The following is a 17,448-nucleotide window of genomic DNA, read 5'->3' on the forward strand; positions in this document are numbered from 1 at the left end:
CAGTGCCTAGTTCTTTTTATAAGGACGATAGGCCAGAACGACCCGCCATTCTCGGTTATGGAGTCTGACACTCTGCCAGATAGCATTTTTGATGGCCTTTTCATTTGAGTCAGGTGAAAGATAGATGTAGCTTCCTTCACCGGACGGAGCAGCGACGATCTTCCTGCTCAGCTTTAGCAGGTTGACGTAGTCTGCATAGATAGGATCGCTGAAGAGCATCCTGCCGATCTCTCCCTTGTCCTGGTCATATATGATCATACCGTCTGGCTGCATGATCCAGAGTTCATAGTCATCGGGGATGGTGGTTTTTTTAAGCAGGGAGTCGACCAACAGTTCGGGGCGTATCACCAGGTTAACGGAACCTGAGAATGCCTTGTTGCTGTCGTAAAGCGGGCGGGATATGACCACCGCCGTAAAATCTTCGACTGCGGTAAATCCGCTGCTGAGCAGCGGTGCAGGTTTTTTCATCATGGCCTTCACATGCTCCTGGGAACTAATATCGGTATTCTCGAAGTTCTTGTATTCGCGTGGTTCTACCTGGCGCATCACTCCCTTCGCATCGACAAAGGAGGCTTCGACGATATCGGAGTTCTCATCAAGAAGGGCGTTCAGAAGTCCTCTGATCTCATTCTCATTTTTGACATCCACCCTGCTTTTCTCGATCAATGCCGCCACTGATCCGTCAATACGGTTCAAGCGGTTTTGTAGATCGGGCACAAAGCGATCGAGCGAAAGTTTCAGCTGTGGCGGTGTCGCTGCCTTTGACCCCTCGACCTTGGCAAGGAACATCCACCACTCCATATTGGGCAGCTTCTGGTAATATCCGTGGCGGAGACTTTCGAGCTTGTACTGCACAGGTCCGCTTTTATTTTTCAGGGCTTCCGAGACGGCATCATGCAGAGACTCGCTCCCCTGTTTGAGCGCATTCATGAAGATGAAATCACTGTCGTTGTCAAGCATCATCATCCCTTCGGAGTTCAGGACAAACCAGGTGTATTCATCGGGCAGAGCAAATTCACGGTTGAGTTTGTCATGCAGCTCGTCGAGGAAGACAGAGGCGCCCAGCGCACCGGTCACCTTGCCATCTGTCACGATGGGAGCGGCCATCAGAGCCGATTTTTTCCCGGAGGAACGGCTGTAGATCGGAAAACCCTTGACCGGATTTCCGGCAAACAAAGATTTGAAATAACCCCGGTTGTTAAGATTGAGATTGGTGTAGTCGAGTGCTATGGAGTAGTAGTTTCCATCAGGCAGAACGTAGAAATAGACCCCTGGCGTGACCGCTTCTAGCTGTTTCAAATAGTGCTTGATCGCTTTCCAGTTGCCGTTTTTGGCTTCCGGGGTAGAGGCGATCAGTTCAAGGGACGCCAGCGTATTCATCATCACAGTATCAAGATAGCCAGATGCCGCATTGAGCGTGGTCTTGGGAACGGATGACTGCAGATCTTTGTCCGCTTCTGCTGCCCACGCTGAGCTTGCCAAGATGAAAACAAACAGTGCTGAAATGACCTTTTTCATTTTTTCTCCTTCATTTACAGTTCATTCTCCGATAACGTACTGCTTATACGGTATATACCCTATTCACAAATACCCTATTCGATAGAAACATAAATTATCGATCCAATGTATACCTACTTATTCTATCATATTTTTGACTTCAAAATTTAAGTCTTGTTGTGATATTTGAGCCTTTTATGGGCTCATAGAGTGCTGGGTGGCTCTGGCAGCAGGTGAAGATACGGAAGCATTTCTGAGTATGCAGGGATATATCGGGGAAATAGAGTCAGTCACGGCTTATGTCCTGACTGTCGTGGTCATGGCACTTGTGTTCCTCACAAGGCAACATGACAAACAGACAGCTAAGCTACTTCAGAAAGAGGAGAGACAAGGACCATTTATGTATCAGGTAGAACCAGAGGAAAGAGATGGTCACAAAAAGGGATACAGCGATGACAGGTCTTATCTTCCCCATGAAAGTGAGGTCCTCTTCACACCAGTAACAGACCTTGCTCTCTTTCGTGACCCTCGCACCACAACTGCATCGATTGTCTTTCATTTTCATTTTATCTTTTCATTTCGTTAATAGGAGAATAAGACAATAGAAAGGTTTATAAGACTCATGGAGAACACTGCGACAACAATGTTTGCGCCCTCTTTCTGAAGTTCGATCCCGTTCATCATTTTTGGTAGTGTTTTTCTCATGTTACGTACGCCTCATGGTTTAAATATTTGTACTTTAACATCCCTTTGTAACATTTGTGTAACATCCAGGCTTTATATTTAAATATTTTTTAATATAACTTAAATAAGGTACTTTTTTTTCATGGATAATTCACACATGATGCATAAAATGATGCTATAATCAATAAAATACAATAAAAGGAAATGATATGAAAACAACGATAGCAGCACTTGGCACACTGGCACTTCTCACTTCTCCTTCATTATTTGCGGTTGAAGCTGTACAGACAAATACGCAGACACAGATCCAAACCCAGCAAAGACTACAAAATGGTACCGGTGGCGGAAAGAAACAATACCAGCATCAGTACAAATATGAGCATAAATATCAGGGAACTACTGGTCAGGGTCAAGGGCAAGGACAAGGCATGGGTCAAGGTAATATGTCCGGGCAAGGACAAGGCATGGGCCAAGGCAATAGGTCCGGACAAGGACAAGGCATGGGTCAAGGCAACAGGTCCGGACAAGGACAAGGCATGGGTCAAGGTAACATGTCCGGACAAGGTCAAGGCATGGGACAAGGCAGAATGTCAGGTCAAGGCGGTCAAGGTAAAGGAAACGGCGGTATGAGAAGCGGCGGCGGTGGCGGCGGCGGCAAAAAAGGCGGCGGTGGCGGGGGTAAACGATAACGCTTCGACTTCCATAGGTTGCTTATGCTACTTGAAATAAGTGACTATGGAAGCTTTACCTTTTTTCACCTCTCTTGTATATTACGTTTTAAAAACGATAGATAGATCGCCACTGAGATCCCTCCAGAGCCCAATATCATCAACATCACCATGATCTGGTAGCGTACCGCTATCAAAGGGTCCACACCTGAAAGTATCTGTCCGGTCATCATCCCCGGAAGCGACACCAGCCCTACTGCGAACAGCGCATTGATGATCGGTATCAGTGCAGCTTTATAGGAGATGGCTCTGGCTTCGCGATAGCTGCTTTCACGCAGTATCTCATTCTCAAATCTCTCGGCACTGATACTCACGGCATTCATGGAGTTTGCAAAGATCATACCGGCTATGGGTATGAGAAATCTCGGTTCATACCAGGGGTCCAGTTCCACTACGCCAAAGGCGACCAAAAACAGGGTAATAGCTCCGCCGATGAAAATAGAGGCAAACGCATAGAGATAGTTCGACCGGTGCTGTCTTTGAAGCGGACGCATCGCGATGATACTGGCAGCTACAAGCATCACAGAGAGCACAAGGACTACAAGATAAGGTGAGTCCGACGCAAAAATATAAATAAGCACATAGCCTATAAGCATCAATTGCAGCAGCATTCTGAAAAGTGCATACATGATCGTTACCCTGTCCTGTGTCCAGCGCATATAGATGACGACCACCGCTGCAACAGGGATCATCACCCATAAAAGATCCGGCAGTGAGATATTGTATATTGATGAATTCATGAGTTATTATAACAAATAATTAGCAGTTACTCTATTTCTGCAGCTAGCATGATGGACTCTTTTAGGATCTTCTTTTTATTGTATTGGATCGTCTTCACTTCTATGTTTTTTTAAAAAAACATGTTCGCCCAAAAATATCAACACTATCCCTATGATGGCTGCATAGACTATCATCATGTCCGAGGATGCTTTTACTATGAGAAAGGCACCAAGCACCACCACATCAAAGATAATGGCAGATATTAAAATAAATGCATGCGCATTGATCTCTTTGCGCAAGTATTTGAAAACACCCCAGTGAACTATGATATCCATAAGGATATAAAAAATAGCACCCAGTGATGCAATACGGCTCAAGTCAAAAAATATCGTCAAAAAGATAGCGATAACGACCGTATATACCAGTGTATGTTTTTGAATATCTCCCGGCATACCAAAATGGCTATGCGGCACAAGCTCCATTTCCGTCAGCATGGCAAGCATGCGTGACACTGCATACACGCTTGCGATAATTCCTGACACGGTTGCGATAATGGCAAGGCCAACTGTAAACCATAGTCCATAATTACCGAAAGCAGGCCGTGCTGCCTGTGCCAATGCATAATCCTTTGCATTGATTATTTCTGGCAAAGTAAGATTGGAAGCCACAGCAATAGCGACTAAAAAATAAATGACCACACAAATCACAATAGCAATGATAATGGCCCGCCCCACATTTCGGTGCGGATCAATGATCTCTGAACCGCTGTTGGTGATCGTGGTAAAGCCCTTATAGGAAAGAATGGCCAATGCCATTGCTGCAACAAAACCTATCGCAGATGTATCAGCACTATTTACAGTAGTAATATTTTCAAATGAAAAACCGGCAACCCATAAGCCGCCGAGAGAAAAAACAATGATACCGCCAATTTTTATAAAAGCCATCAGTAGCGAAAATAGACCAATAATGCGATTGTTTGTAATATTAAGCAAAAAGGCAAAGATCAATACGCCCGTACCTAAGGCAGGTACGATCCAACTGCCTGGATCAACACTGAAGAGCTGAACCGTATAGGTTCCAAATGTACGTGCTACAAGACTTTCATTGATCACCATGGAAAAATACATCAAAAGTGCACCCGCAGCAGTTACAACGCTTTTCCCATAGGCCTTTTGTAAGAACATGGCAATGCCCCCTGCTGAAGGATAGGCATTAGACATTTTTATATAGGAATAGGCACTAAATGCAGTGATGATCGCCGCACCAAGAAAAGCAAGAGGGAACAGTGAGCCTGCAAGTTCAGCAATCTGTCCTGTCAGTGCCAGGATCCCGGCACCGATCATCACACCCGTACCCATTGATACAGCACCGACAAGTGTCATGCTCCCTTCTTTATATGTGGTAGCTCTGTCGTCCATGGAACGGTCTTTCAAGATAACTCCATTTCATTATATTGCTGATCTTCATCATACCGGAAGATCGCGTTTGATGATACGTTCTTATTTTATTCTATGATTCAAACGTGTAAACTATGTGCAGGCATACGTTCGAAGAGAAATCTTTACTTTTTTATTATTTACTCATAGCTTTTGAAAGGTAATTATGACTCCTCTACATCTGCCAAGGTCAGTGCAAACAGAACATTGACCCCGTGGGAGATCAAGACCTTTTGTGCTTCCTGGAGCGTGATGCCGGTAGTGATGATGTCATCGACCAGTATCACATCTATGTTCTGTTTTCCCCGGTAGATGAAGTCCCGCGGATGATCCAGCCGAAACTGCAGACTTTTTCCCGAATAGTTCACCCTGTTCCTGGCCATCAGCGAACTGTGCTGCGGGATGGAATGCTTCATTTTCATAGTACGTGTAAGGAGTGCTACATGGGCATAGCCGCTTTTGACATACTCATCAATGCCTACGATATAGACATCCCTGTCATCTGACTCGACGAACTCTTCTATGAACGGTTTCACGGTCATCTTGGCCAGCGCTTTGTAGATGCGGTACCCTTCCGGCTTGTGTTTCGTGTGAAGAAGCCTCTCTATATCGGAGTATTTAAAAAAGCTGATGACATCGAGTGTCCCTACTTTTCGTGTGCTGACCGTAGGTATGAAGAGTTGATCCACGCAGGTTTTGCAGAGGATAGGCAAACTTAATTTGGAACAGGAGAAGCAGCGCATGGTCTTATATTCCTTCCTTCATTTTAGTTCTGATGGTCTTTGACCTGCAACTTTTTTAGAAAAAGTTGCACAAAAATCGTCACGGCTCTCGAATCGCTTCGCTTTTCTGGCACTAAATGCCGATACCCTCCGTCGCTAAAGCGTAAGTGGGGTACAAGCGGGGCGTTCGCCGTGACCCTATTAAATGATATGACTCAAGGCTTCAATGGCACCCATCGGCAGTTGTATCCGGGCCCTGAAACTCTCTCTAGGGTTGATGCGTATCAAAGGGACATTGAACCGGTTGGCTATCTGTTCGGAGGTGTTGCGAACCGTCGGTACTGCCGTCCCTGCTCCCATCTCTATGATCGCAAGTTTCGCACCCTCCTCTTCAAGTCTTTCCATCCATGCAGCAAGTCTCTCTCTTTGCCTGTCGGTACGGGCATACTCCCAGCCGAAATCTCCGAACATCAAAATGTTCGGCCGTGCCATAGCCCCGCAGAAGGGACAGGCAGGCAAAGGTTCTTTGGCTTTGAACCCCTCTCCTATCTCTATGAACGTATCATCGGCACTCCAGAGTTTACCCTGGCAGTTGTGGATACACTGCAGGTGATGGATGGAACCGTGACACTCCATGACCTGCTCCTCTTTGAAGCCTGCCTTTTGAAACTGCCCATCGACATTGGAAGTGAAAACATGCGCTCCATATTTTTTAGTATTAGAAAGCTCCAGCAATTTCCTGAACCCCTCATGAGGTACGGTATCACGGTAAAGATGCAGCCTGTGTCCATAAAATGCCCAGGCAAGCTGAGGATCAGAATCGAACCACTCAGGGTTCGCCATCTCCTCAAAACGGAGCCCCAGTTCTTTGGCTTTGGGATAGGCGTTCCAGAACCCCTCCACCCCTCTAAAATCAGGCAAACCGGAGTCCACTCCCATCCCCGCTCCTGCAGTAATGAAAAGTGCATCTGCTTCTTCCAACAGTTGCTTGGCTTGATGTAGGTTTTCTTCTATATTCATAGGAAAGATTATAGCATATCCCAAAAGGATTGCACACTGCTCTACTATAACTCAACATAATTATTTTGAAAAAATAGATATTTTTTGTATACTAAATAGTTGGCAGCAAAACAAATGAGGTGCGAGAGAAATATCCGAAGTATGAGCATAGTAAATTGCTATGAACCATTTGATAGAACAGGAGAAAATCATGAGCATGAAAGAGTCATACGAGCAAAAACTACAGGCACAACTAGACGAATGGGGTGCCCAGATCGACAAGCTCAAAGCGAAGGCGGAGGGTGCAGAAGCCGATGCACAGCTTGAATATTACAAACAAATTGAGGAGTTGCGGACCATGCAAGAATCGGCTGCCGATAAACTTGCTGAGTTAAAGGATGCTGGTGACGACGCATGGGAAGATCTCAAAGCAGGTATTGACAATGCGTGGGACTCTCTCGGCAATGCAGTAAAATCAGCTGCTTCAAGATTCAAGTAAATACCGCACTTGATCACAATCATTAAGGAGATCATAAATGAAATTACATATCCGTACATTGATGTTGATCAGCATACTTGGTGCTACGCCGGTTTGCTATGCGCAAACGGCAGACGCTAACACTTCTATAGAAGAAGTGAAGAAAGAAACGCAAGACCTGCTCCAAACCATCGGTGCATATACTGCCGATAAAAGGGATGAAGCGGTTCAAAAAGCAAAAGATGGCCTGAATAAATTGGATACACGTATCGACGCATTAGAGGCAAAAATAGATAAGAACTGGGACAAGATGAGCGAAGCTGCGCGCAAGGAAGCCCGTGAAAATCTCAAGGCCCTACGCAAACAGCGAAATAAAGTGGCTGAGTGGTATGGCAGTATGAAAAACAGTTCAGCCAATGCGTGGGAGCATATGAAAAAAGGGTTCTCTGACGCATATAGGAGTCTTCAGGATGCTTGGGAAAAGTCTGAAAAGGAATTTAGCTCAAGTAAATAGCATTGCCTAACAATCTCGCCAACTCGGACCATCCAAGGTTGCGTACTTCGTTATGCAGCCTTGGACAGTAATCTACTCGAAACGTTAAATCTCCTAACAGTCGCCATAAAGAGATAATATAAAGGAAATGTAATGGAAATACCTTTCACAGCTGGGCAGTTCTTGCGTATTTTTCAAAATTACAACTCCTCAGTATGGCCGATGCAGATAGTCTTATTGTTGGGAGCGATAGGCATTATTTATGTTATATTAAAAAATATAAAATATTCGAGCAAGATCGCTGCTGCTATTTTGGCACTTCTCTGGTTCTGGATGGGCATTGTGTATCATTTACTGCATTTTACTTCGATAAATAAAGCCGCATATTTGTTCGGATCGGCCTTTGTCATACAGGCTTTTCTGTTTCTCTATTCAGGACTCATAAGATCAAATGTATCCTTTAGATATCAACGTAATATTTACGGTATGATAGGAAGCCTATTTGTAGTATATGCTTTGCTGATCTATCCAATGCTTGCACATATTTTTGGTCATAATTATCCTCAAATGCCTACGTTTGGCGTTCCATGTCCGACAGTGATCTTCACTTTTGGAATACTCTTATGGGTGGATAAAAAAATTCCAAAATACCTGCTCATTGTTCCTTTTCTATGGTCAATGGTTGGTTTCAGTGCGGCTGTAAACCTTCAGATCAAAGAAGATCTTGGGCTTTTCGTTGCCGGTCTTCTAAGTCTGTTGCTTCTCATAATGCGGGAAAGAAAGTTGAAATATAACCAGTAATATGAAAAGGTCGATCAAGTATGATCTTTATTTTTTAACATTAAAAGGAAAGAGTATGCAGATATTCAGAATGTATCGAAGCACGTTATTTATATGTATTGCATTGCTGTCATGCTTACCCGCGGCTGCTTTTGCCTGGGAAGAAGATCCGAACATTTGTGCATTGTTCAAAAATGCACAGATCGAGGGGACGTTCGTGCTCTATGATGTATCTGATCATAGGTTAGGCGGATGCAACCAGACCCGTGCCGAAACAAGGTACAATCCTGCATCAACGTTTAAGATCGCTCACTCGCTTATCGGTCTCTCAACGGATGCCGTTAAAAGCGTTGACGAGGTCCTGCCGTATAAAGGCCCTACCGAACCTTTTATCCCCGAGTGGGCCCATGATATGGGACTGCGCAAGGCCATCAAGATCTCGAATGTTCCGATCTATCAGGAACTTGCACGACGCATCGGTCTGGAACGGATGCGTGAGGGGCTTGCCACACTGCAATACGGCAACCAGAGAACCGGGGATGTAGTGGACAGATTCTGGCTTGACGGACCGCTGAAGATCAGCGCACTGGAACAGACAAGGTTCCTTTCCGGACTGGTTCAGGGTATGTTGCCGCTACCGAAGCATGTGCAAGAAAGTGTACGTGAGATACTGCTGCTTGAAGAGGGGTCGGACTGGAAGCTTTACGGAAAGACCGGCTGGCAGAACGCTCCTGGCAACGGTATCGGCTGGTTGGTAGGATGGGTAGAGAAAAAAGAAGGTATGTATGTCTTTGCTCTAAATATTGATATCAACAAACCCTCCGATGCGGCAGAACGTATCAAGTTGGCAAAAGAAAGCTTGAAACTGCTGGGGTTACTATAGCGTGTTTTCTCATTCCACATACTCTTATTCCACACCCCTGGGAATTAAGAAAAACATCAGTTCATCAAAGATATACTCAACGCATAGTATCAAACACATAAAGGAAAGAACATGAAAAGAAGAGATGTATTAAAAGTGGCAGGATTGGCTGTGGCTACCATGGCTGTAGGTGCTGAAGCATCAGACGAAAGCCTGATCGTGAACCGTTTGGATATGAAACCTGAAGATCCTGCAAAACCGACTGATTTTGAATTGAAACATTTACCTAAGATCACTGTCAAAGAGAAAGATGCGAGCGGATATACGATGGTAGAGATCACTGTCGGACAAGGCGGGATCATCCACCCGAGCACCCCTGACCACTGGATAGATTTCATCTCTTTATATGCAGATGACAAGCTGGTAGGCAAAAGTGTACTTGAAGCCGATATATCAAGAGGTGCCGCTTCTTTTGCGGTCAAGCTGGATAACGTAAAAACACTGACCTCAAAAGCCGGATGTAACCTGCACGGTATCTGGACTTCAACCGTGACGCTATAGACAGTCCTTTATGACGGTCCGTCTTTTTCTTAAGACAAGTATGATTTGGTGTGTTATAGCTCTCTTGGCTGTAGCAAACGGTATCTTCAGAGAAACGGTTTTGGTATCAAACCTTGGTCCAGGCATTGCACTGCCCGTCAGTGGGATGCTTCTCTCACTCATCGTATTCATCGTAACGTATCTCTCTTTCCCCCTATTTGCCAAGAACAATGTCCCAACGTACTTTCTGATCGGTCTTCAATGGGTTCTCATGACACTCTTATTTGAAGTTCTTTTGGGGCATTATTGGATGGAAAGATCATGGTCTGATATCTTAGAAGTGTTCCATGTCATGAAGGGGAATCTGTTCATCCTTGTATTGCTCGTCAGCCTATTCTCACCGCTTTTAGTAGCGAAAATAAAAGGTAGATAGTTCAATAGATCAACGGTACGAACACAAAGCCGTAAAACTCCTCTTTATCGACCTGTGTGTCTGAGACCTTGGTGAATTTGAATATGGACTCCCTTATGGGTATCACCAGTATACCGCCCGGTTTCAACTGCGAAAAAAGCTCTTCCGGAATTGTATCGGCTGATGCAGAGACGAGTATCCTGTCAAACTGTTTTCCCGGAAGGCCAAGTGTCTCTCCCGCTTTTTCGATGTGGCAATGACTGTTAAAACGAAACTTTGAGAGATTCTGTTTCCCCTGCTCCACCAATGCATCGACCCGTTCAAGCCCTGTGACACTGCCTTTGTCCCCTACGATATAACATAGAAGTGCAGTGGTCCATCCTGAACCTGACCCGATATCCAGTACCGTATTCCCGTCTTGGGGGTCAAGACGCTCGAGCATAAAGGCAACGGTCGAAGGCTGGGATATCGTCTGATAGTGCCCTATGGGCAGCGGTGCATCGACATAGGCGTCCTCTACCATGTTGTCAGGTACGAAATATTTTCTGTCGATCGTTCTGAAAGCATCAATGATCAGCGGACTTTTCAGCATATTCGAGGCGATCATGTTATCTACAAGCTTATTGAGTACGTTCATCTATTGCTCCACAAAGGCGGCACTCATATACCCGACCACCTGCGTTTCATCCCCGCTGGCATCGGCACTTGTACGGTAGTCAAGCAGTATGGACCTCAGACCGTTCTTTTTGGCAGCGATCAGCATCGCTTCCACACCGATCTTTCCGCAGGCTTCGCACCCCTGATGCAACTCGGCCGTGCTCAGCTTCTTGACCGCATCCAGGCAGATACTGTCAAGCTCATTGGCCTTTCTGATGTCATAATAGTGGCTCAGGTCCGTACTGATGACCACAGCTGTCTCAGGGTCTGCAAGAAGATACTCTATCACCTCTGCCAATTTTTGAGGCGATTCATCCCCATATACCAGTTCAACGACCGAAACCTCGGGGGTATAGGTTTTGACAAAAGGTAACTGTACCTCCGTACTGTGCTCATGGTGCGCTTCAGGCATAAACGGCAGATCAAATCTCTCTTTGAGGTCTGCCACCAACGACTGATCGATGTACATCGCGCCCAGCGGTGTATGGTAGGTGTCGAACTCAGATATACTGGTCCCGTTCAGATACACCCTGTGGCTTGGCCCTATCACTACGACACGTTTCGCATCGGTATTGGCAAGCAGCCGCAATGCCAGGTTCGCTGTAAATCCGGAATAGACATAGCCCGCATGCGGGACGATCACGGCTCTGGGTTTGAGGCTTAAAACACCCTCTTCACCCTTTTTCACATGCTTGTCGAGTATCTCATTGTAGTGCTCCAGCATTGCCTGGATATCATCGGGGTTCGCCGGGTAGAACTGCCCGCAGACCGCTGTATCTCTTGTACTCATGACCATACTCCTTCTATCGCCCGGTGACATTTCGGACAGTGTCCGTCTTCCAGTGTATTGACCGTTACATTGTAGCCTGTCCTGTCTATGACCAGCTCGCCGCAGTCGGGGCAGTGTGTATCGGCATGGACCGGCACATTCCCCAGATAGATATAGTAAAGCCCCGCTTTTTTACCTATCTCTTTCGCACGCAGCAGCGTATCGAGCTTGGTTCTCTCATGGTCCAGCATTTTATAGTCAGGATGGAACGCGCTCAAGTGCCATGGTACATGTTTCCCAAGATCATTGGCTATATAGGCTGCCATCTCTTCGATGTCTTTGTCACTGTCATTCTCCCCCTCGATAAGCAGGGTCGTGATCTCCACCCATATGCCGGCATCTATCATTCTTTTCAGCGTATCTTTGACCTCATTTAGACCACCTTTGAGCACCTTTTTATAATAGGCTTCATCCCAGCTCTTAAGGTCGATGTTGGCAGCATCCACCCATCCTGCCATATCTTCAATGACCTCAGGTGATTCGAATCCGTTGGAAACGAAAAGGTTTTTGAGCCCTTTTTCTTTGGCGATCATCCCGATATCTCTCGCATAGGGATAGAAGATGGTGGGTTCATTATAGGTATAGGCGATGGACTCCGAGCCATGGGAAATGGCAAGTTCCACCATCTCTTCGGGACTTACTTTGATCTCCTCATTCACTTTATGTTCCTGAGAGATATCCCAATTCTGGCAGAAGGGGCATTTGAAGTTGCATCCCACGGTTCCAAAGGAGAGTGCTGTAGAGCCGGGAAGTACATGGTTCAGAGGTTTTTTCTCGACTGGGTCTATATGGACCGCAACGGGATGGCCGTAGACCAGTGTCTCAAGCTCTCCATCGACATTCTTGTTGACACCGCAGATACCAGTCTGCCCCTCTTTAAGCTTGCAGGAGTGACGGCAGAGCAGACAGATGATCCTGTCCTTCCCCTCTTCTTTTGTATAGTATTTCATAGGTTTATTGGACGTCATAGTAACTCCTTTATGAAGTAGCGTTTACTAAATTGACTTAAACTAATTTTATAATATCACACCCCCTTATAAAAGTCAAGACAGGGGAAGCACTTTTATCGTTGGTAAAATAGTAACATATGCGAAGTGTTTCAGCCGCAGTTTTTACGATAAAGTCTTTTCATACTACTATGTAGCTATACTCATTTCAACACATACGTTATGGAGCTATTTATGTCAGAAAAACTTGAGATCAGAGCATTCTTTTTCAATGCCAGAACAGACTACCTTCCTTACTATAAAAATTTCACCCTTTGTGCGGACCCTGATGCCACGGTCAAAGAGGTGCTTGCCCAAATACAGGAAGCCAATGAGAACTTCAGCTACCCGAAACAAAAGCTGGTGATGAAGATCAATGGACTCGTGGTCGAAGCGAAACAGTCGGTTGCTTCTTTGGTAGAAAGACTGGGGACCTCCTGGCAGATAGACCCGGTCAACAGCTACCGCTCAATGAACGGACTGAAGATCAATGACGATGACTTTATGCAAAGCTATGCCCTTTTAGAGCCTTATGCAACGGAAGAGGACCTGAAGTACTACAAAACGCTCTATGCCCTGCACTATGCCTCAGAGACAGAAAACTTTGACCGTGCGTACATCGGTGATGCGGTACTCGTACTCGCTCACAAGATGATCACGGACGGTTCGGAGCATAAGGAGGCCATACTGGATGCCATCACTTCCGTGGACTCGGGTCTGCTTGACTGTGAGTATGAGAACAACCTTTTCAACGCCCAGGACCATACGGAAGCGATCAATGCGCTCAAAGCGATGGTGAAGCCTGAACCAACACCTTCGCTGTGTGAGAAGCTGATGGCACGTTTTTCAAAAAAAGAGAAAGAAGAGGCTGCACCTAAAAGAAGCACCGAGACGATAGCGGACCTGGAGTCAAAACAGGTGGCCCACTATCACGGTCTCTCCTCCCACACTGCGATGCATGCCCTGATACGTGAAAAGGGAATGAAAGGCATTCACTTTCCAAGAGCGAACAAACTCTGCGGACTTGGAATCCTGGAGGACAATAAGGAACTGGCCTTCAAAAAAGCAGGTGCCATACTGCTGGATGCCTATGACAGGGGTGCCGAAGTGCTGATCGTGCAAGATCCGGCGGCACTTGACATGTTCAAAAAGCATTTCTCGGCTATCGAGAGAACGGTGGGCAGAAATATCATAGGTCTGGAACTGATCTCGGCCGAAGATTTCGCAGCGCAAGTGAATGCGGTAGAAGCCTGACCCGATGCTCCGGTGTGGCTCCACTGTGGCACTCTTGCCACGCTACAAAACAGTACACTCTCCCACTTCCCGTCTATAATTCTTTCAATTTCTAACGTAAATTAATCCTAAATAGATATAATCAAAGCAAATTGTAAACAAAGGATACAGATACTATGAGCAAAAACTCAGATATTAAGATCTATGAATATGACGCTGTGATCGTCGGCTCTGGTTTGGCTGGACTTGCAGCGGCCAAAGAATTGACCGAGGCTGGAAAAAAGACAGCGGTTATCACCAAACTTCACCCTCTTCGCTCACACTCTGGCGCAGCCCAAGGCGGGATCAACGCTGCACTGGGTAAAGATGACTCTACAGAACTGCACGAGTTCGATACCGTGAAAGGCTCTGATTACCTTGCAGACCAGGATTGTGTGGAGCTTATGTGTACCAAAGCACCTGAGACGATCAGATGGGCAGAAAGAATGGGAGCTGTTTTCTCAAGAAATGAAGAAGGTGACATTGCCATCAGACCGTTTGGCGGCCAGTCACAGCCTCGTGCCTGTTATGCAAAGGACAGAACAGGACTTACCCTGCTTCAGACCATCTATGAGCAGGCGTTCCGTGCTGGCGTAGAGATATTCGATGAGTGGTATGCAGGTGATCTTCTTTATGAAGATGGAAAAGTATCTGGTGTGGTTGCCTATGATATCCGTAACTCCAAGCCGGCTATCTTCAATGCAAAAGTGACGATGTTCGCTACAGGCGGTCATGCAAGAGCGTACAGGTTCAACTCCAATGCACATGCGAACACGGGAGATTCACTCTCTATCGTAGCACGTCATGGTCTTCCGCTTGAAGATATGGAGTTTGTACAGTTCCACCCAAGCGGACTTGGCGGTTCTGGGGTACTGATCTCAGAAGCGGCGCGCGGTGAAGGCGGCCGTCTCTATAACTCCGAGGGTGAAAGATTTATGAGCAAGTATGCGCCCAATGCGATGGAGCTTGCTTCACGTGACGTGGTTTCCAGAGCGATCATGGAAGAGGTGCGTCAAGGTAGAGGTGTAGGTAAGGATGGCCAGTCAGTGAACATCGATCTTACACACCTTGCCCCTGAGATCATTTTGACGCGTCTCCCTGAACTGCGTGAACTTGCTATCGCGTTCCAGGGGCAGGATATGCTGAAAGAGCCTATCCATATCTCTGCAACGGCACACTACTCAATGGGTGGTATACCGACGAATATCAACTGTCAGGTTCGTAAGAACCCAAGAGAACTCGTAGAAGGATTCTACGCTGCGGGTGAGTGTTCATGTGTTTCCGTACACGGTGCGAACCGTCTGGGTGCGAACTCTGTACTTGAAGCCCTCCTTTTTGGGCGTCATGCCGGTGAGAACATGGTGAAGGCACTGGATGAAGGGATCGAGCTGCGTAAAGCCACTGCTGCAGATGCGGAGAGCATGATCTCAGAGATGAACAGGATCAAAACCTCCAACGGTAAAGAAACGGTTCCTGGACTCAGAACGGAACTTCAGAACGGTATGACCGCGGATGCAGGGGTATTCAGAAGTAAAGAGTCTTTGGAAAGACAGATGGCACTGATCGATGACCTGTTGGAGAGATTCAAACACATTCGTATCGATGACAAGTCAGACACGTACAACACGGACCTCCAGGAAGCGATAGAGCTTGGGCATATGTTGGAGTTCTCAAAGTTCATTGTCGTGGGAGCGCTCAACAGAGAAGAGAGCCGTGGCGGTCACTACCGTGAAGACTTCCCAACAAGAAATGACGAGAAGTTCTTGAAGCATACCTATGCCTATATGGATAAAGATTACAACATCTCATTGGAATGGGGTGATGTCGTGCTTGGCAAGTTTGAGCCTAAAGAAAGAACATATTAAGGAGGTCATGATGAGTGAAACCAGAAGAGTAACAATAAAAGCATTCAGATTCAATGCGGAAACAGACTATCTTCCTTACACGAAACAGTATGAAATGGAAGTAGGAAAAGATGATTTGATCCTTGACCTCATGAACAAAATCAAATGGGAACACGACGGAAGTTTTTCCTATAGACGTTCTTGCCGTCACGGTATCTGCGGTGCCTGTGCCATCAAGGTCAACGGTAAAGCAGTGCTCGCCTGTAAGCAAAATGCCATAGAACTGCTGGACCTGTTCGATAATGACATCACACTTCAGCCGAGTTCAACGAAACGTGCCATCAAAGATATGATCATTGACAAGTCCGATTTCTGGGAAAAACACGCAGCGGTCAAACCGTATGTCGTGGCAGATGTCGACCCGCACCCAGAACATGAGACAAAGCAGTCGATAGAAGAGTTCAACAACTTCCTCGATTCCGACCTTTGTATCCAGTGTGGTGCATGTCACTACTCCTGCCCTGCACTTGAAGTGAACCCTGACTTCCTGGGGCCGGCTGCTTTTGCTGCGGCGTACAGATTTACGGTAGATACCAGAGATACTGCCGGTGCGGAACGTCTTGAGTTAACGGCACAGCCAAGCCAGGGTGTCTGGGACTGTGTGAAGTGTTTTGAATGTGCAGAAGCGTGTCCGAAAGATATCAACCCGATCGAGAAGATCACGAAACTTCACAACCTCCAGTTTGAGCAGGGTATCGCTGAGAGCAATGTCGCAACGCGTCACGCGGAAGGTTTCCTGAGAGGTATGAAGAAGTACGGTTACCTGGATGAAGCAGATATCGTAACCTACTCTGAAGGATTACTGGGTGCCTACAAGCACGTCGGTACAGCGATGAAGATGATGAGAAGCGGTAAGATCCATTGGCATTCAGGTATACCGTTCATTGACAGTATTCCAAAGATCAAAAATCTGGATGAAGTTCAAAAACTGATTGAGATCTCTCAAACCAACAAACTGTAAGGAGAAAAGATGAGCGAACAATTACATTATGCATTATTTACGGGCTGTACAGCGAAGCAGTCTACACCTGAGTTACTTTCATCCACGCTTGCAGTAGCTGATAAGTTGGGTATCAAGATCACTATACTCGAAGAGGCTTCCTGTTGTGGTGCAAGCCACCTTCAAGACTTCGATGAGTTCCTGGCGCACGTACTTAACGCCAGAAACATCTGTTATGCAGAAAAACTGGGTCTTACGATGATCACTATCTGTAATACCTGCCAGCTTAACTCTGCTATGACGAAACATGCACTTGATACAAACCCTGAACTAAAAGCCAGAGTAAACGAAAAACTGGCAGAGGTAGGATTGGAGTACAAAGGTACATCAGAGATCAAGCACTTCCTCTATACATTGATCGATGAGTATGGTCTGGAGAATGTCAAAGACAAAGTAAAGGTACCACTTAGCCACCTTAATATCGCACCATTTTATGGTTGCCATAACAT

21 protein-coding genes are annotated in these 17,448 nt (G+C 46.1%); 11 read left to right on the plus strand and 10 right to left on the minus strand.

Features of this window, described 5'->3' with window-relative positions:
- Positions 1 to 6: 6 nt before the first annotated feature.
- From VIM88_RS05680 to VIM88_RS05690, 3 genes are all read right to left on the minus strand, one after another.
- Positions 7 to 1,518, minus strand: coding sequence for a cache domain-containing protein (locus VIM88_RS05680; RefSeq protein WP_331861916.1), 1,512 nt, complete (start codon positions 1,516 to 1,518; stop codon positions 7 to 9).
- A 346-nt stretch (positions 1,519 to 1,864) separates the two neighbouring features.
- Complete coding sequence (locus tag VIM88_RS05685) at positions 1,865 to 2,056, minus strand: hypothetical protein (RefSeq protein WP_331861917.1); 192 nt, start codon at positions 2,054 to 2,056, stop codon at positions 1,865 to 1,867.
- Positions 2,057 to 2,079: 23 nt separating this feature from the next.
- Positions 2,080 to 2,202: a hypothetical protein gene (locus VIM88_RS05690; protein WP_331861918.1), complete on the minus strand. Its 123-nt coding sequence runs from the start codon at positions 2,200 to 2,202 to the stop codon at positions 2,080 to 2,082.
- A 188-nt stretch (positions 2,203 to 2,390) separates the two neighbouring features.
- Between VIM88_RS05690 and VIM88_RS05695 the strand changes: the two genes are divergently transcribed.
- Complete coding sequence (locus tag VIM88_RS05695) at positions 2,391 to 2,870, plus strand: hypothetical protein (protein ID WP_331861919.1); 480 nt, start codon at positions 2,391 to 2,393, stop codon at positions 2,868 to 2,870.
- A 65-nt stretch (positions 2,871 to 2,935) separates the two neighbouring features.
- Here the strand turns inward: VIM88_RS05695 and VIM88_RS05700 are convergent, their stop codons facing one another.
- The 4 genes from VIM88_RS05700 to VIM88_RS05715 form a co-directional block, all read right to left on the minus strand.
- Positions 2,936 to 3,649 (minus strand): ABC transporter permease, encoded by a 714-nt coding sequence (locus VIM88_RS05700; RefSeq protein WP_331861920.1) that lies wholly within the window; start codon positions 3,647 to 3,649, stop codon positions 2,936 to 2,938.
- A gap of 75 nt (positions 3,650 to 3,724) precedes the next feature.
- Positions 3,725 to 5,062, minus strand: a complete 1,338-nt coding sequence (locus tag VIM88_RS05705; protein ID WP_331861921.1) for an APC family permease — start codon at positions 5,060 to 5,062, stop codon at positions 3,725 to 3,727.
- Between the two features lie 167 nt (positions 5,063 to 5,229).
- Positions 5,230 to 5,754, minus strand: a complete 525-nt coding sequence (locus VIM88_RS05710) for a ComF family protein (RefSeq protein ID WP_331861922.1) — start codon at positions 5,752 to 5,754, stop codon at positions 5,230 to 5,232.
- 234 nt (positions 5,755 to 5,988) lie between these two features.
- Positions 5,989 to 6,807, minus strand: a complete 819-nt coding sequence (locus VIM88_RS05715; RefSeq protein WP_331861923.1) for an SIR2 family NAD-dependent protein deacylase — start codon at positions 6,805 to 6,807, stop codon at positions 5,989 to 5,991.
- 190 nt (positions 6,808 to 6,997) lie between these two features.
- Here VIM88_RS05715 and VIM88_RS05720 point away from each other — a divergent pair, with 190 nt between their 5' ends.
- The 6 genes from VIM88_RS05720 (at position 6,998) to VIM88_RS05745 (ending at position 10,372) form a co-directional block, all read left to right on the plus strand.
- Positions 6,998 to 7,285, plus strand: coding sequence for a hypothetical protein (locus VIM88_RS05720; protein ID WP_331861924.1), 288 nt, complete (start codon positions 6,998 to 7,000; stop codon positions 7,283 to 7,285).
- Positions 7,286 to 7,322: 37 nt separating this feature from the next.
- Entirely contained in the window at positions 7,323 to 7,778 is a 456-nt protein-coding gene (locus VIM88_RS05725; protein ID WP_331861925.1) for a hypothetical protein, read from the plus strand.
- 132 nt (positions 7,779 to 7,910) lie between these two features.
- Positions 7,911 to 8,558, plus strand: coding sequence for a DUF6064 family protein (locus VIM88_RS05730; protein WP_331861926.1), 648 nt, complete (start codon positions 7,911 to 7,913; stop codon positions 8,556 to 8,558).
- A gap of 70 nt (positions 8,559 to 8,628) precedes the next feature.
- A complete protein-coding gene (gene blaOXA / locus VIM88_RS05735) occupies positions 8,629 to 9,420 on the plus strand; it encodes a class D beta-lactamase (RefSeq protein WP_414717477.1) in 792 nt (263 codons plus the stop codon).
- A 111-nt stretch (positions 9,421 to 9,531) separates the two neighbouring features.
- Entirely contained in the window at positions 9,532 to 9,960 is a 429-nt protein-coding gene (locus VIM88_RS05740; protein WP_331861928.1) for a desulfoferrodoxin family protein, read from the plus strand.
- A gap of 64 nt (positions 9,961 to 10,024) precedes the next feature.
- The gene (locus tag VIM88_RS05745) at positions 10,025 to 10,372 is read left to right on the plus strand and encodes a hypothetical protein (RefSeq protein ID WP_331861929.1); all 348 of its coding nucleotides are present in this window, start codon (positions 10,025 to 10,027) and stop codon (positions 10,370 to 10,372) included.
- 1 nt (position 10,373) lies between these two features.
- Here VIM88_RS05745 and VIM88_RS05750 read toward each other — a convergent pair whose 3' ends face one another.
- Genes VIM88_RS05750 through amrS form a run of 3 tightly spaced genes read right to left on the minus strand, consistent with a single transcriptional unit; the run spans position 10,374 to position 12,805 of the window.
- Positions 10,374 to 10,988 (minus strand): protein-L-isoaspartate O-methyltransferase, encoded by a 615-nt coding sequence (locus VIM88_RS05750; RefSeq protein WP_331861930.1) that lies wholly within the window; start codon positions 10,986 to 10,988, stop codon positions 10,374 to 10,376.
- Entirely contained in the window at positions 10,989 to 11,798 is an 810-nt protein-coding gene (gene amrB / locus VIM88_RS05755; protein WP_331861931.1) for an AmmeMemoRadiSam system protein B, read from the minus strand. It lies immediately after the preceding gene.
- The gene (gene amrS / locus VIM88_RS05760; protein ID WP_331861932.1) at positions 11,795 to 12,805 is read right to left on the minus strand and encodes an AmmeMemoRadiSam system radical SAM enzyme; all 1,011 of its coding nucleotides are present in this window, start codon (positions 12,803 to 12,805) and stop codon (positions 11,795 to 11,797) included. Before amrS ends, amrB begins: the two co-directional genes overlap by 4 nt.
- Positions 12,806 to 13,018: 213 nt before the next feature.
- On the opposite strand from amrS, the gene VIM88_RS05765 reads away from it, so the two are divergent.
- The 4 genes from VIM88_RS05765 to VIM88_RS05780 all read left to right on the plus strand — a co-directional run.
- On the plus strand, positions 13,019 to 14,077 hold the full coding sequence (locus tag VIM88_RS05765) for a hypothetical protein (protein WP_331861933.1): 1,059 nt from the start codon (positions 13,019 to 13,021) through the stop codon (positions 14,075 to 14,077).
- Positions 14,078 to 14,232: 155 nt separating this feature from the next.
- Complete coding sequence (locus VIM88_RS05770) at positions 14,233 to 15,960, plus strand: FAD-binding protein (RefSeq protein WP_331861934.1); 1,728 nt, start codon at positions 14,233 to 14,235, stop codon at positions 15,958 to 15,960.
- A gap of 10 nt (positions 15,961 to 15,970) precedes the next feature.
- On the plus strand, positions 15,971 to 16,960 hold the full coding sequence (locus VIM88_RS05775; protein WP_331861935.1) for a succinate dehydrogenase iron-sulfur subunit: 990 nt from the start codon (positions 15,971 to 15,973) through the stop codon (positions 16,958 to 16,960).
- 9 nt (positions 16,961 to 16,969) lie between these two features.
- A partial coding sequence (locus tag VIM88_RS05780) for a heterodisulfide reductase-related iron-sulfur binding cluster (RefSeq protein ID WP_331861936.1) occupies positions 16,970 to 17,448 on the plus strand: 479 nt, incomplete at its 3' end.

Source organism: Sulfurovum sp., assembly GCF_036568385.1.
GTDB lineage: Bacteria > Campylobacterota > Campylobacteria > Campylobacterales > Sulfurovaceae > Sulfurovum.